Annotated in this window: 13 protein-coding genes; 7 read left to right on the top strand and 6 right to left on the bottom strand. The window is 63.6% G+C overall.

What is annotated here, in order from left to right:
* Positions 1-9: 9 nt before the first annotated feature.
* Positions 10-1,632: a serine hydrolase gene (locus AC56LG_RS24000; protein ID WP_497168582.1), complete on the bottom strand. Its 1,623-nt coding sequence runs from the start codon at positions 1,630-1,632 to the stop codon at positions 10-12.
* A gap of 79 nt (positions 1,633-1,711) precedes the next feature.
* On the bottom strand, positions 1,712-3,559 hold the full coding sequence (locus tag AC56LG_RS23995) for a M1 family metallopeptidase (protein WP_497168551.1): 1,848 nt from the start codon (positions 3,557-3,559) through the stop codon (positions 1,712-1,714).
* A 168-nt stretch (positions 3,560-3,727) separates the two neighbouring features.
* Between AC56LG_RS23995 and AC56LG_RS23990 the strand changes: the two genes are divergently transcribed.
* Positions 3,728-4,303: a TMEM165/GDT1 family protein gene (locus tag AC56LG_RS23990; protein ID WP_497168550.1), complete on the top strand. Its 576-nt coding sequence runs from the start codon at positions 3,728-3,730 to the stop codon at positions 4,301-4,303.
* A gap of 324 nt (positions 4,304-4,627) precedes the next feature.
* Here the strand turns inward: AC56LG_RS23990 and AC56LG_RS23985 are convergent, their stop codons facing one another.
* Together AC56LG_RS23985 and AC56LG_RS23980 are read right to left on the bottom strand one after the other, a co-directional pair.
* Positions 4,628-5,563: a PfkB family carbohydrate kinase gene (locus AC56LG_RS23985; protein ID WP_497168549.1), complete on the bottom strand. Its 936-nt coding sequence runs from the start codon at positions 5,561-5,563 to the stop codon at positions 4,628-4,630.
* A gap of 5 nt (positions 5,564-5,568) precedes the next feature.
* Positions 5,569-6,189 (bottom strand): glutathione S-transferase C-terminal domain-containing protein, encoded by a 621-nt coding sequence (locus AC56LG_RS23980; RefSeq protein WP_497168548.1) that lies wholly within the window; start codon positions 6,187-6,189, stop codon positions 5,569-5,571.
* A gap of 146 nt (positions 6,190-6,335) precedes the next feature.
* On the opposite strand from AC56LG_RS23980, the gene purB reads away from it, so the two are divergent.
* On the top strand, positions 6,336-7,715 hold the full coding sequence (purB, locus tag AC56LG_RS23975) for an adenylosuccinate lyase (protein ID WP_497168547.1): 1,380 nt from the start codon (positions 6,336-6,338) through the stop codon (positions 7,713-7,715).
* 152 nt (positions 7,716-7,867) lie between these two features.
* On the opposite strand, the gene AC56LG_RS23970 is transcribed toward purB, so the two are convergent.
* Positions 7,868-9,838: a TOL_0244 family TonB-dependent receptor gene (locus tag AC56LG_RS23970; protein ID WP_497168546.1), complete on the bottom strand. Its 1,971-nt coding sequence runs from the start codon at positions 9,836-9,838 to the stop codon at positions 7,868-7,870.
* 204 nt (positions 9,839-10,042) lie between these two features.
* On the opposite strand from AC56LG_RS23970, the gene AC56LG_RS23965 reads away from it, so the two are divergent.
* The 3 genes from AC56LG_RS23965 to AC56LG_RS23955 are packed head-to-tail and all read left to right on the top strand — an operon-like array spanning position 10,043 to position 11,742.
* Complete coding sequence (locus tag AC56LG_RS23965; RefSeq protein WP_497168545.1) at positions 10,043-10,579, top strand: cytochrome b; 537 nt, start codon at positions 10,043-10,045, stop codon at positions 10,577-10,579.
* 9 nt (positions 10,580-10,588) lie between these two features.
* Positions 10,589-11,152, top strand: coding sequence for a YceI family protein (locus tag AC56LG_RS23960; RefSeq protein ID WP_497168544.1), 564 nt, complete (start codon positions 10,589-10,591; stop codon positions 11,150-11,152).
* Positions 11,153-11,172: 20 nt separating this feature from the next.
* Entirely contained in the window at positions 11,173-11,742 is a 570-nt protein-coding gene (locus tag AC56LG_RS23955) for a YceI family protein (protein WP_497168543.1), read from the top strand.
* Positions 11,743-11,831: 89 nt separating this feature from the next.
* Here the strand turns inward: AC56LG_RS23955 and AC56LG_RS23950 are convergent, their stop codons facing one another.
* Entirely contained in the window at positions 11,832-13,325 is a 1,494-nt protein-coding gene (locus tag AC56LG_RS23950; RefSeq protein WP_497168542.1) for a hypothetical protein, read from the bottom strand.
* Positions 13,326-13,623: 298 nt separating this feature from the next.
* Between AC56LG_RS23950 and AC56LG_RS23945 the strand changes: the two genes are divergently transcribed.
* Both AC56LG_RS23945 and AC56LG_RS23940 read left to right on the top strand, forming a co-directional pair.
* Complete coding sequence (locus AC56LG_RS23945) at positions 13,624-13,893, top strand: GlsB/YeaQ/YmgE family stress response membrane protein (protein ID WP_056336677.1); 270 nt, start codon at positions 13,624-13,626, stop codon at positions 13,891-13,893.
* A gap of 66 nt (positions 13,894-13,959) precedes the next feature.
* Positions 13,960-15,237: a phospholipase D-like domain-containing protein gene (locus tag AC56LG_RS23940; RefSeq protein ID WP_497168541.1), complete on the top strand. Its 1,278-nt coding sequence runs from the start codon at positions 13,960-13,962 to the stop codon at positions 15,235-15,237.
* Positions 15,238-15,354 lie beyond the last annotated feature (117 nt).

The raw sequence follows: 15,354 nt of genomic DNA, 5'->3' as shown, positions 1-15,354 counted from the left end.
CGTTTCTTTTTACAGCTTCGCCTTTGCCGCCTTCACCGGCGTGAACAGCAGATCGTGGAAGTCGTAGCTGAAATCGGTCTCGGTCGACACCGCCTTCATCTTGACGTGTTCGATGCTGCCGTCGTGGTCGAGCGCGAAGGTGACGTAGGAGTCGGCGTTGAAGTTACGCTCCTTCCAGCGCACGATGAAGGTGTCGTGCTGGAAGTGCTCCATCTCGCCGGTCAGGTCCGGCGTGCGCGAGAACGACAGGATCATCTTCTTGCCGTCGCGTCGGATGTTCATGATGCCATACCACGGGTCGGTGTACTGGCCTTCGTACTCGCCGAGGGCCAGCGAGGGCTTCGAGGCGGCGACGCGCGCGCCCGACGTCTTCTTCAGGCGCGCCAGTTCTTCGGCGTGGCGCTGGTCTTCGTTGTCGGCGATCAGCTTGATCCAGTCGGTCGGCGCGCTGCCGGTCATGTACTGGTCGAGCAGGCGGTATTGCAGCGCATTCAGGGCGCCGCCGCTTTCCGCATTGGTGAGAATCGCCACGCCCAGCTTCGATTCCGGCACCAGCAGCACGCGCGAATAAAAGCCCTGCAGCGCGCCGCCGTGCATGGCCACCAGCTGGCCCTTGTAGTCGCGCAGCTGGAAGCCCAGGCCGTAGGCGGCGAAGTTGGCGCGGGTGGCGGCCAGCGGACCCTTCGGCATGCCGACCTTCATCGGCGTCTGCGCGGTCCACATCTCGCGCGACTGCGCCTCGCTCCACAGGCGCAGCTCCTTGCCGTCCGCGCCTTTCATTCCCTCGATGCGGCCGCCGTCGAGCAGCACCTTCATCCACTTGGCGATGTCGTCGGCGTTGGTGTTGATGCCGACCGCGCCGACCGCGTTATCGACCGGCATCGACTTCACCGCCGCGATCCGGTCGTTGATCTTGCTGTGCGCGTTGGAGGCGTTCGGATTGCCGGCGTTTTCCGCCAGGCTGGTGGTGGTCGTGTTCATGCCGACCGGGGTCAGGATGCGCTCGCGCACCGTGGCGCCCCAGGTTTTACCGGACTTCTGGGCGATGATCTTGCCGGCCACGATGTACAACAGGTTGTCGTAGGCGTAGGCGCTGCGGAAGCTCGTCGCCGGTTTCACGTAGCGCAGGCGCTCGATGATTTCGTCGGTGCTGAAATTCGTCGTCGGCCACCACAGCAGGTCGCCCGCGCCCAGGCCCAGGCCGCTGCGGTGGGTCAGCAGGTCGCGCACGGTCATTTCGCGCGTGACGTAGGCGTCGTACATCTGGAAGTCCGGCAGGTGTTTCACGACCGGGTCGTCCCATTTCAGCTTGCCCTCGTCGACCAGCATCGCCAATGCGGCGGCCGTGAATGCTTTCGAATTCGAGGCGATCTCGAACAGGGTCTGGCCGTCGACCTTGGCCGATTCGCCCAGTCTGCGCACGCCGAAGCCGCGCGCGGCAACGACTTTGCCGTCCTTGACGACGGCGATCGCGATGCCCGGCACGTCGAAGGCTTTCATGACGCGGTTGACGTCCTGTTCGAGGTCGAACGCGTTGGCCATGGCCGGCGCGGTGGCGGGCGCCGTGGTGGTCTGCGCCTGCGCGCCGGCGGCGGAAAACGCGATCAGGATGGCTGCTGCGATGTGTTTCATGTGTTGCACGCTTCGGTTCCTTTGCTTGAGCGGCCGTCTCCCGGCCCTTGGTTTTGATCGGTTATTTCGCGTTCATCGCTTACTTCATCACTTTGTCGACGCCGACTTGCGTCTCCGGGTGGTAGCGCTCGCGCGCCGCCTTGTACACGCCCTCGGCCCAGGCGCGGTCTTGCGGGTTGGCGCGCAGCGCCGCATACAGCGGCACCACGAATTTCTTGCGCCCGACGCTCATCAGGAAGGCTTGCACCTGCGGGCGCACGTCGCGGTAGCCGGCGTGTACCGCGGCGCGGTAGAAGCGGAAGGCGACTTCGTTATTGCCCGTTTTCGCGAGACCAAAGGCGGCATCGAGTTCCTTCAGACGCGCGGCATCGGCCTTGTTGTCGATGTCGTTCAAGAACTTCATCCACTCGGTCGCGGTCCAGTTCCTGGTGTCGAGCCTGGCGGTCGGCGTCTCTCCCTCCAGCCAGGCCGCGGTGGTCGCGTCCAGCGCCACCAGGCGCTGCGACTTCGCATAGGTCGCGCTGGCCGGAATGCCCGGACCGTACAGCCACTCGTCGAGTTCGGCGTCGCTCATCACCTGCGGGTGCTTCGATAACAGGTTGCTGCGCAGGTAGGCCACGAACTGCTCGGTGGTCACGCTCTGGAAGGCGTGGCCGTCGAACCAGCCGCGCAGGAACGGGTCGAACACGGCGCGGCCGGCGCGCTGCTCCAGGGTGCGCAGCAGCCAGGCGCCCTTCGGATAGGCCAGGCCTTCGTCGGTATAGGTGTTCGAGCCGGTATCGGCGTCGCGCGTGAGCAGCGCCTGCTTTTCCTTGGGGATGTCTTTCAGCGACTCGATCGCTTCTTCCTGCTCGAGCTGCAGGTTCATGGTCGCCACTTCGTCGCCGTAGAGTTTTTCCAGGATGCGCGTGGTGACGTAGGTAGTAAACCCTTCGTTGAGCCACCAGTGCTTCCACGAGGCGTTGGTGACCAGGTTGCCCGACCAGCTGTGCGCCAGTTCATGCGCGATCAGGTCGACCAGGCTGCGGTCACCGGCGATCATGGTCGGCGTGAGGAAGGTCAGGCGCGGATTTTCCATGCCGCCGATCGGGAACGACGGCGGCAGCACCAGCATGTCGTAGCGCCCCCAGCGATAGGGGCCGTAGAGCGCTTCGGCCGCTTCGACCATCTTTTCGGTGTCGGCCAGTTCGTATTCGGCGGCCTTGATGCGCAGCGGTTCGGCGTAGACGCCGGTGCGTCCGCCCAGCGTGCGCGCTTCGAGTTCGCCGATGCCGATCGCCAGCAGGTACGAGGGAATCGGCTGCGGCATGTTGAATTTCCAGCCGCCCTCCCCCGTCGCTCTCGGGTCGTTATCGGCGCTCATGACGACGCGCAGGCCCGCCGGCGCTTCGATGCGCGCGGTGTAGGTAAAACGTACCGAGGGCGTGTCCTGCACCGGCGCCCACGAGCGCGCGTTGATCGACTGCGACTGGCTGAACATGAACGGGCGCTTGCCCGACATGGTCTGCGCCGGGGTCAGCCACTGCAGCGCGCTGGCGGTGGGCGCGGTGCGATAGTAAATGCGCACCTTCGGCGCCTGCTGCGCCAGATCGATGTGCAGGGCCTGGCCCTTCTCGTCGTCGAATTTGTCGAGCGTGTATTTTACTGGCGCCCAGCGTCCGCGCGCGTCGAGCGCTTCGATCTTCGAGATCGTCAGCTCGCGCGTGTCGAGGTCGAGGCGGCGCGCATCCTTGTTCAACCAGTCGAGCGTCAGTTCGGCGTGGCCGGCCAGCGTCTTCTTCGTGAAATCGGCCTTCAGGTCGAGGTGCAGGGCGCGCGTTTTGACCTGGTCGTAATTGGCGTAGCTGAGCGGGTCGAGTGCATGGGCACTGGCGCCGTGCAGGCCGAGGATGGCGCAGGCGGTGGCGCGCAGGAGGGAAGTGTTCATGGCGTGATCGTGAAAGGCTGAGCGGAAGGCGCGAGAAGAATAGCATTTATGGGAAGGGTGCGAAAGCAGACCTTTGCGGCCGTATGGACAGAGCAGGCGCTGCGTCCAGGCCGACTCTGCTATGATCCGCGCTCCGCTTTGCTCTGCGTTTTTATCCGCTGCCCCTCCATGGATGCCTTCCTTGTCGCCACCGGCATCGTCGCCCTCGCCGAAATCGGCGACAAGACGCAGCTCCTCGCCTTTTTGCTGGCCGCCCGTTTTCGCCGCCCGCTGCCGATCATCCTCGGCATTTTGATCGCCACCCTCCTGAACCACGCCTTTGCCGCCGCCGTCGGCGTACTGGTGAGCGAACTGCTGGGGCCTGTGGTGATGCGCTGGGTGCTCGGCCTGTCGTTCCTCGGCATGGCGATCTGGGCGATGATCCCCGACCGCATCGACGAGACCGAAGCCTCATTGGCCAAGTTTGGCGTCTTCCTGACCACGCTGCTCGCCTTTTTTGTGGCCGAGATGGGCGACAAGACCCAGGTGGCGACCGTGGCCCTGGCCGCGCGCTATACCGAGATGGTGGCGGTGGTGGCCGGCACCACGCTGGGCATGATGATCGCGAACGTGCCGGCAGTGCTGTTTGGCGAACGCATTGCGAACAAGGTGCCGCTCGGGCTGGTGCACGGGATCGCGGCGGTGATCTTCATGGGGCTGGGGATGGCGACGCTGATGGGGGCCGGAGCGACCTATGGCTTTTAAAAAAATACGTTGACTGTTGTGTAACCTAGGGGTCATCGAGGCCAGTGGTCTCGATGACGGGTTCAACGGGCATGCCCACGCGTTACGGACGGCGATGTGTCACCGCCGCCGATTACCGGATACGCACGTAGAGGTTGTGAAAAAATCGTCAGGGCAAGGGATCCGGCCGCCCGGCGCCGAGTCGAAGACAGTACGAGTGTACGGCGAGACGAGGCAACGCAGCCATGGCGATTTTTTCACAACCTCGTACGGTGGGCATGCCCGTTGAACCCGTCATCGAGACCACTGGCCTCGATGACCCCTACGGTACGCCGCAGCCAGTCGTTAGCGCCAGCGCGTCATCCACTGATCGTAGAAGCCCAGGTCGCGCGGCACGGCGCCGGGGATGGCGCAGATCGCGCCGGCGAATTCGTTGGCGCGCGCCAGCGTCAGTTCGAGCGGCCAGCCGCGCGCGCGGCCCAGCAGGAAGATCGCCGAGAACGCATCCCCCGCCCCCACGGTGTCGATGACGAAGGGCGGCGACGGCGTGTCGCGGGTGTCGATCGTGACGCCGCCGGCGCCGAAATACACCGAACCGCGGTTGCCCAGCGTGACGATCAGCGCCTGCAGCCCGAACATCTGCAGCAGCGCGGCGCAGGCCGAGCGGGTTTCGTCGGCGGCCAGCGGCGGGTCGTTCGGGCCGAGCTGGAAGTACCAACCAAACAGCGCCTGCAACTCGTCTTCATTGACCTTGGCGATGTCGGCCGCGTGCAGCGAATTGGAGATGGTGCGCTCGTCGACCTGGCCGTCGCGCATGTTCACATCAAGGAAGCGCGTACCAGCCGTGTTCGACAGCAGCGCTTTCAGGGTCCCGCGCGAACGCTCGCCGCGCTGGGCCAGGGTGCCGAAATACAAGGCGCCGGCATCGACCGTGGCCGCCGCCGCCAGCGCTTCCTCGCGTGCGATGTAGTCGTAGGCCTGGTTCGGCACGATGACGAAACGGTGCCCTGTCGCGCCGCGCTCGACGATGACGCGTCCCGTCTCCTCGATCGCATCCACCTGCAGGCCGGCCTGCCCCATGGCGAAGCGCTCGAACTCGGCCGCGATGGCGGCGCCGTTGCGGTCCTTGCCGACGCGTGTGATCATCAGTTGCGGCACCATGAAGGCGGCCAGGTGGCGCGCCACATTGAAAGGCGCGCCGCCGACGACCTGCTCGGTGGAGAAATCGTCGACCAGGGCTTCGCCGAAGACGACGGTGCTCTTGCCGCTGTTGGTCTGCATACCGCTCATGCTTCGAACGGCGCCGTGTCGCGGAAGGATGGCCGTTCGCTCAGCTTGTCGAACAGTTTGGCCAGGTTCGGATAGTCCGTGCGCCAGGCGATGTCGGGGAAGCGAAAGCTCAGCCAGCCGAGCGCGCAGCCGACGGCGACGTCGGCCAGCGTATAGGCTTTACCCATGCAGAACGGCTGCTCGCCGAGTTTTTCGGACATCACGGCCAGACCGGCATGCACCTTGCCCAGCTGGCGTTCGATCCACTGCGGACTTTGCTGCTCCTGCGGGCGCAGCGTCTTTTCCAGGCGCACCAGCACGGCCGCATCGAGCACGCCGTCGGCCAGCGCTTCCCACACTTTCACGTCCGCGCGGTCGCGTCCGTTGCCGTTCGAGGGCAGCAGCTTGCAGACGGGCGTCAGGGTATCGAGGTATTCGGCGATCACGCGCGAGTCGTACAGGGCGTTGCCGTCTTCCATGACCAGGCAAGGCACTTTACCGAGCGGGTTGGACTGGTGGACTTGCGTCTCGGCGCTCCACACGTTGTCGAGCTCGAACGAGTAGTCGAGCTTCTTTTCCGCCATCACGACGCGGACCTTGCGCACATAGGGACTGGTGTTCGAACCGATGAGTTTCATAGATGCTCGGAGAGAGGGATTTCATATGAGTATAACATCGGCCCGGCTGCCGAAAACGGCCTGCGGGGCCCGTTTCGCTGTGGCGGCAACAAGGTCCGCAATGCAGTCCAATGGTAAAATCCGCGTTTTTGCACGGACCGCCCGCCATGACCGCTACCGCCCCACTTTCTTCCCTGTCGGCACTGTCGCCGCTCGATGGCCGCTACGCCGCCAAGACCGACAAGCTGCGCCCGATCCTGTCCGAAGCCGGCTTCATGCACCACCGCGTCAAAGTCGAGATCGCGTGGCTGCAGGCGCTGGCGCAGGCCGGCTTCGACGAGATCAAGCCATTTTCAAACGAAGCGAGCGCTCACCTCGACGCCATGGCGGCGAATTTCTCCGAAAGCGACGCGGCCCGCATCAAGGAAATCGAAGCGGTCACCAACCACGACGTGAAAGCGGTCGAGTACTGGCTCAAGGAGCAAGTCAAGGATGTGCCGGAACTGGTCGCGGCCAGCGAGTTCATCCACTTCGGCTGCACCTCGGAAGACATCAACAACACCAGCCACGGCATGATGCTGAAAGCCGCGCGCGACACCGTGATGCTGCCGGCGCTGCAAGGCATCATCGCGAAACTCACCGAGATCGCCCACACCAATGCCGCGCTGCCGATGCTCTCGCGCACCCACGGCCAGACTGCCAGCCCGACCACCTTGGGTAAAGAATTCGCCAACGTCGTCGCGCGCCTGCAGCGTGCCGTGAAACGCATCGGCGACGTCGAAATCCTCGGCAAGATGAACGGCGCGGTCGGCAACTACAACGCCCACCTGTCGGCCTATCCGGGCTTCGACTGGCCGGCATTCTCGAAGGACGTGATCGAGTCGCGCCTTGGCCTCACCTTCAATCCGTACACCATCCAGATCGAGCCGCACGACTACATGGCCGAGATGTTCGATGCGATCGCGCGCGCCAACACGATCCTGCTCGACCTGAACCGCGACATCTGGACCTATGTCTCGCTGGGTTACTTCAAGCAGAAACTGAAAGCCGGCGAGATCGGTTCGTCGACCATGCCGCATAAGGTCAATCCGATCGACTTCGAGAATTCGGAAGGCAACCTCGGCCTGGCGAATGCCGTGCTGCGCCACATGGCGGAAAAGCTGCCGGTCTCGCGCATGCAGCGCGACCTGACCGACTCGACGGTCCTGCGCAACATCGGCGTCGGCTTCGGCTACGCCCTGCTCGCCTACGACAGCTGCCTGCGCGGCCTGAACAAGCTGGAAGTGAACGCGGCCAAGCTGGAAGCCGACCTGGACGCCAACTGGGAAGTGCTGGCCGAGCCAGTGCAGACGGTGATGCGCCGCTACGGCATCGAGAATCCCTACGAACAGCTGAAAGAACTGACGCGCGGCAAGGGCATTACCAAGGAGGCGCTGCGCGAGTTCATCGGCACGCTGGCGGTGCCGCAGGAAGCCAAGGAGTTGATGCTGGCGATGACGCCGGCGAATTACACGGGGTTGGCGGCGCAGCTGGCCAAAGCGATTTAAAGCAGTTGGTGTTTAAAAAAGCCCGCGTCAGAGATGACGCGGGCTTTTTTTGGTTCTGTAGGGTGGGCATGCCCATGCGTTGCAAAGCGCGCGGATTATGTGCCACGTTTCGACCCGGAAGCGTGCGTAAGGTGGGCATGCCCACCCTACGGTCAGTTCTGCCAGACCAGCTTCACTCCTACCTCGCGGCCCAATTCAGTCCGCGTCGCGATCGGCCCATACTCTCCATGGCTGCCGTTCAGGTTACGCCCGACCACCGACAGTTCCAGTCCCGGCCGCACACGCCAGCCGAAGCGCGCATCGACCGCCCAATACCCCGGCACCAAGGGATTTTCCAGCGTCGCCACCTTGCGCACGGCCAGCTCCAGATCGCGCCGCTCGTCGAAGCTGTAGTTGGAACGCAGTTGCAGGGTGTGGTCCGGGTCCCTGGCGGCAGTGCCTGGTCCGGCCGCGTCGTTGCTGCCAGGCTTCAGGCGCAGGCGTTCATGCAGGGCGGTATAGCCGGCCGACATGCGCCAGGCATTGCTCAACTGGTAGCTGCCCCACATCTCGATGCCGGTCGCCTGCCCTTCCATCAGGCTGCCGAAGGTGAGGAAAGTGACCGTCGGATCGATTTCCTGGGTACGCAAATGGTCGTACTCGTTGTGGAAGGCCGTGACCGAGTAGGACAGTCCGGGCAGCGGCTGGCCGCGATAGCCGAGTTCGAACACCTTGGCCACCTCGGAGCGCACCGCCGAACCGCCGCGCAGAATGTAGGGCGGGCGTCCCGGAATAAAAGCGTCGACGTCGAGCCGGGTCGGTGCGCGGACGGTGCGCGAGAGCGCCGTCCACAGGGCGTGGTGCGGATCGACGCGCCAGGACAGGCGCGCGGTCGGCAACAGTTCATTGCCGGTGTAGTCATTGCGTTCGACGCGCGCGCCCAGCGTCAGGCTGAGGTCGGGACGCAGCGCGATCTCGTCCTGGGCGAACAGGCTCGCCCAGGTCTGCTCGTCGCGCGCCGGCAGGAAGGCGATCACCTCGCTGTTGGTCACGCGGTCCCAGCTGTGCCGGTAATTCGCGCCCCACATCAGGCTATGTGCGCCCCGGGCCGGCAGCGTGTGCTGGAACTGCAGGTCGACCAGGTCCAGCGATTCGGTAAAGGTCGGCGGCACCTCGCGCCGCGTATGGTCGACGTAGGCTTGCATGCTCAGCCGCCCGCCGCCCGCCAGCGCCCGTTCCCAGCGCCCGGTCAGGTTCACACCCTTGGTATCGATCTGGTCCAGGCGCAGCGCCATGCCGGTCACCGAAATCGAGCCCGGCTCAGGCTGCTCCAGTTCGCCCCGGAATACATTGCCGTTGAGACTAAAGACATCGCTGCCGTGATCCCAGTCGGCACGGAAGCCCGCCTGCGCCTGGTTCCAGTCGTCATCGACGCGTCCGTCCGCAGCTGTTTCAGTATGGGAACGCTTGAGCACTTTGCCATACACACGCCAGCTGGCCTCGCCCTGGCGGCCACCCTGGCGGAAGGCGGCATCGGCGCCATCGCTGGCGCCCTGCAGCACCGCCAGGCTGCCCTGGGTGGCGTGGGCCGAGCGCGTCGTGATGTTGATGACGCCGTTGACTGCATTCACGCCCCACATGGTGCCGCCCGGCCCACTGATGACTTCGATACGCTCGACGTCTTCCAGCATGACGTCCTGCATGTCCCAGAACACGCCCGAAAACAGCGGCGCATACACGGAGCGGCCGTCGATCATCACCAGCAGCTTGTTCGGACCGCTGTTGCCGGAGCCATTCAGGCCGCGTGCGCTGATGGAATATGTGTGGGCGCTGACTTGCCCGATATGCAGGTTCGGCGCCAGGCGCAAGGCTTCGGGCAGGCTGCGGCTGCCGGCGCGGCGGATGTCGTCGGCGGTGATGACGAAGACCGAGGCGGGCGCATCGAGCAGGCGCTCCGGCTTTTTCGAGACCGACGTCACCTGGATATTTGCCAGTTCCTCGATCGACAGGTCGGCCAAGTCGGCGCCTTGCGGATCGGCCGCCTGCGCATGCGCTTGCTGCGCCAGTGCAGAGAGGGGCAGCACGACGGCAAGCAGCACGGCCAGCAAGCGCAGGCGTGGCCGGCGTGGTGAACAATTCAACATACACTCCTCGACAGGGCGACTGGCCCGCTTTTATTCTGTGCTTCGATTGCAAATCCGCGCTATTGGCGATTTTACAGTCACCGGCAACTCTACTGTGCACGTTTAACAATCCATGCTAGTGTACGAAAAGAAACATGCAGCTGGCGAGCGGTACACATTCTTTTTTGCTATAGTTTGGTTCTAACCAGTACTAAGACAGCAACCATGCAGCGTTACTCCCTTCCCGCGATCGCCCTGCACTGGCTACTTGCCCTCCTGATCGTCGGCACGTTTACGCTGGGCCTGGTCATGACCGATATCCCGGGACTGACGCCGACCAAGCTGCGCTATTTTTCCTGGCACAAATGGGCCGGCGTGACCGTGCTGGCGCTGGCGGCATTGCGCCTGCTGTGGCGCCTGCGCCGCACGCCGCCCGCCTATCACGCCGCCATGCCCGCCTGGCAAAGCCGCGCCGCGCACGCGCTGCACGGCTTGCTGTACGTGCTGATGTTCGGCGTGCCGCTGTCGGGTTATTTCTACAGCCTGGCCGCCGGCGTGCCGGTCGTGTATTTCGGCTTGTGGCCGCTGCCGGCGCTGATCGAAGCCGACCAGGCGCTGAAACCCGTCCTGGGCGCCCTGCACTACTGGCTGAATATGCTGCTCGCGGCGCTGGTCGCGCTGCACGTGCTGGCCGCCTTCAAACATTTGCTGATCGACCGTGACGGCATCATGCAACGCATGCTGCCGTTTTCGACCAAATAAGGAACCCCTATGAAACCCTTGCGCGCCCTCTTTGCTGCCTCGCTGCTTACCGGCACCTTTGTCAGCGCCTTTGCCGGCGCCGCCGTCCTGAAAACCGACCCGGCCAAAAGCAGCGTCGCCGCCGTCTTCAAACAGATGAACGTGCCGGTCGAAGCGAAATTCAAAACGTTTACGGCGCAGATCGACTACGACGCCGCGCGCCCGGAGGCATCGAAAGCCTCGGTCGACATCGTCACCGCCAGCATGGACCTGGGCGACGCCGAATATAACCGCGAGGTTGCCAAGAAAGAGTGGTTTAACACGGCACAGTTCCCGAAAGCGAGTTTTGTGTCGACGTCGATCAAAGCGGCCGGTCCAGGCAAATTGAATGTCGCCGGCAAGCTGACCCTCAAGGGCAAGACTGCCGATGTGAATTTTCCGCTGACGGTCAAGACCGAAGCCAACAAACAAGTTTTCGAAGGACAGTTGCCGATCAAACGGCTGGCTTTTAATATCGGCGAAGGCGAGTGGAAAGACACGAGCATGGTCGCCGATGAAGTTGTCATCAAGTTCCGCGTCGCCGCGGGCCAATAATTTACTTACCAAGGAACCCCATGAAACTCCAGCTCCTCCTCGCCGCCGCCCTCGCCACCAGCGCCGGTGTCGCCTGCGCCGCAGCCGACACCTATAAAATCGAACCGAACCACACCTACCCGAGCTTCGAAGCCGACCACATGGGCATTTCGGTCTGGCGCGGCAAGTTCACCAAGACCGACGGCACCATCGTGCTCGACCGCGCCGCCAAGACGGGCAGCTTCGACATCACGGTCGACATGAACAGCATCGATTTCGGCCACGCCAAGATGAACGAGCACGCCAAGAAGCCGGACATCTTCGACGTCGCTCAATACCCGACCGCCACTTTTAAAGGCAACAAATTCCGCTTCGAAGGCGAGAACCTGGTCGCCGTCGAAGGCAACTTCACCCTGCATGGCGTAACCAAACCATTGACCTTGAACATCGCCAAGTTCAAGTGCATCCAGCACCCGATGCTGAAACGCGAAGTCTGCGGCGCCGACGCGCACGGCTTCTTCCTGCGCAGCGACTACGGCGTCAACTTCGGCCTGCCGAACTTCTCGCCGGAAGTCAAACTGGCGATCCAGGTCGAAGCCGTCAAGCAATAATTAGTAAGCAATAAGCTGTTCGGCCATTAAAAAAGCCCCGCTACCTTCCGGCAGCGGGGCTTTTATTTTATGAACCCGGATGGATCGGATTAACGGCCGTCACGGTCGAAGTCGCCCGGAATGGCGCGCTCGACCTTGTGCCAGGCGGCGCGGCTGGCCGACTTGGCCTGGTCCCACGACAGGCGCGAATTGCCCTTGGTCGTGTTCCACTCGTCCGACAGGTACTGCTCGTTCTGCTCGTAGCTGCCTGGGTAACGGCTCTTGCCGTTGTAGCCCAGCGCGTAGGCCGGCTGGTAGTCGTCGTAGGTATAGCCCGGGGTGTATTCCGGCTGGGTCTGGTAGGTGTTGCGCCAGTGCGCGTCTTCCTGCGCTGGATTGACCAGGCCGCCAACGCCCTTGCCGGCCATGCCGCCGACCGCGGCGCCGATGCCCGCGCCCACGACTGCGCCGAGCGGGCCGCCGACGGCGCCGATCGAAGCACCCGCTGCCGCACCGCCGCCGGCGCCGACGCCCTTGGCCAGGTTATGGTCGCCGCGGTCGTCCTGCGGCGTCGAGTTGACGACTTCGCCGGCGCCCTTGCCGGTAGCACCGCCAGCCAGGCCGCCGATGATCGCGCCGGCCGCCATGCCGACCGGACCGGCGGCTGCGCCGACCGTTGCACCCGCCACTGCGCCGCCGGCGCCGCCGACGCCTTGCGCCAGGTTATGGTCGCCCAGTTCGTCGTTGGCTTTTGGATTGACGACTTCGCCCGCGCCGCGACCGGCAGCGCCGCCCGCCAGGCCGCCGACGACGGCGCCCGCCGCCATGCCGATCGGGCCGCCCACGGCGCCAATCGCCGCACCGGTGGCCGCACCGGCGCTGGCGCCGACGCCCTTGGCCAGGTGGTGTTCGTTCAGGTCGTCACCGGTTTTCGGATTGACGACTTCGCCCACGCCCTTGCCGGCCATGCCGCCGGTGATGCCGCCGATGGCCGCGCCAGCAACCATGCCGACCGGACCGGCCGCAGCGCCGATACCGGCACCGGCCAGGGCGCCGCCGACCGCACCGACACCGGTGCCGATCACGTGCGAGCCGCCGCTTTCGGTCCACGAACGTTCGATATGGGCAGCGTCTTCATCGTTACGGGCATGCACGCCCATCAGGATGCCGCCGCCTTTGATGCCTTCTTCATAGTGCGCTGCGCGCTCTTCAGGAATACCGGCACCGATCAGGGCGCCGATCAGGCCGCCGGTGATGCCGCCGGCGCCGGCGCCGGCCAGGGCCGCGGCCAACGGACCGGCCACCACCAGGCCGAAGCCTGGCAGCACGAGGGTGGTGCCGACGGCGGCAATGCCTGCCAGGACGGCGCCGATGGTGCCGCCGATGCCGGCGCCGATGCCGGCGCCTTCAGCGGCCTTGCTGCCCAGTTCGGTATCGGTGTCGGCGAAATGGGTCTTGCGGGTCGAGTCCGACATCATCAGGTTGACGTCGTCACGGGAATATCCACGGTCCGAGACCGAGCTGTAAGCGCGTTCTGCGCTGGCGCGGTCCGGGAACAGGCCGGTGACCATGCGCGAGTTCTGCTTATTCGTTTCGTAGCTCATGATGTATCCCTTTCAAAGGTTCGTGGTGCGTTCAGGTCCTGCAACATTGGGTTGCCAGTGATCGAACAATATGCGCCGTACTGACGCTCTTCTGTACGCTGACGCACCCACCTCAGGACATTCCAAACGGCAATGCCATCGATAAAAAGAATCGGTGCGCGGAACACGATTTACAGATTCATCGTCTAACGTTCGTTGCCGCACCGACCCGCTATCTGATCGATCTGTAGACTTTTTTACATGGTCAACGCAATCAATTGGCCTCGGGTAGGTTTTTTTACTATGAGGAGGAACTAAAATGCTATTCATCATCTGGATCGTTGTCGGTGGTATCCTGGGCTGGCTCGCAAGCATGGTCATGAAGACCGATGCGGAGCAAGGCATGATTCTGAACGTCGTGGTCGGTATCATCGGCGCCTTCCTGGGCGGCTGGTTGCTCTCCCCTCTGTTCGGTACGGGCACAATCAATTCGGATGACTTCAGCGTGTCGTCGCTGCTGGTCTCGTTCCTGGGTGCTGTCATCCTGCTGGCGATCGTCAACCTGCTGCGTCGCGGCCGCGTTCGTTAATCAGTGGTCATGCTCCACCTAACCAACGCTCTCACGCGTTGGTTTTTTTTCGCCTAAAGTTTATTTATGAGCGCCAGTAAATTTACTGTTTCCATCGTCACCTCGATCCTCACGCTGATCGCGGGCTTTTTAGCGCTCAATTTCATGCCGAGCGAAAAGCAGATCGAGACCCAGCTGGTGCGCCAGTACGACGCCCACGATGCCCAGTTCCGGCGTTCGATGGGCGTGCTGCTCGGTCCGCCCATCATCGAAGGCAACAAGGTCGAGACCCTGCTCAACGGCGACCAGATCTTCCCGGCCATGCTGGCGGCGATCCGCGGCGCCCAGAAGACGATTACCTTCGAAACCTATATCTATTGGTCGGAAACGATCGGCGAAGAATTTTCGGCGGCGCTGACCGAGCGCGCCCGTGCCGGCGTGAAAGTGCACGTGATGCTCGACTTCATCGGCAGCATGAAGATGAACGACGAGGCCATGCAGAAGATGCGCGATGCGGGCGTGCAATTGCAGCGCTATCACAAGCCAGCCTGGTGGAAGCTGGCGCGCCTGAACAACCGCACCCACCGCAAGCTGCTGATCGTCGACGGCACGGTCGGCTTTACGGGCGGCGTCGGCATTGCCGACCAGTGGCGCGGCAATGCGCAAGACGAAAACCATTGGCGCGACACCCATTTCCGTGTCGAGGGTCCGGTCGTCGGCCAGATGCAGGCCGTGTTTACCGATAACTGGACCAAGGCGACCGGCGTCGTGCTCGACGGCGCCGATTATTTCCCGCCCCTGAAAGCGGCGGGATCGATGCCGGCCCAGATGTTCTCGAGTTCGCCGACTGGCGGCAGCGCCAGCATGCACCTGATGTACCTGATGGCGATCACCGCCGCGCGCAGCTCGATCGACCTGTCGGCCTCGTATTTCGTGCCCGACGATTTGACCATCCGCGCCCTGGCTTCGGCCGCCAAACGCGGCGTAAAAGTGCGCATCATCATGCCGGGCAAGGAAATCGATGCCGGCATCGTGCGCCTGGCCTCGCGCGAGCGCTGGGGCGAGTTGCTCGAAGCCGGCGTCGAGATGGCCGAATATCAGCCGACCATGTACCACGTGAAAGCGCTGATCGTCGACGCGCTGATGGTCTCGGTTGGCTCGACCAACTTCGACAACCGCTCGTTCAGCATCAACGACGAAGCCAACCTGAACGTGCTGGACCCCGATTTCGCGCGCGCCCAGGTTGCTGTGTTCGAAGACGACTGGAAACGCTCGCGGCGCATGACGCTGGCAAGCTGGAACAACCGTTCGTGGACCGAAAAAATCGGCGGCGAGATCGCCTCGCTGTTCGGCTCGCAACTGTAAATACCGTTTTCGCGCGCGGGAAATAACGGTTGACGAGCCGGTCAGGGATTACGGATACTCTCGGGATGCTCTTTCTGGAGAGCGGGACGTTATCCTTAAACCACCTGATCGATCGCG

The organism is Telluria sp. ZB2R32 (genome assembly GCF_059685715.1).
The sequence above is the reverse complement of the archived record's forward strand: the minus strand, read 5'-3'. Positions and strand labels throughout refer to the sequence as shown.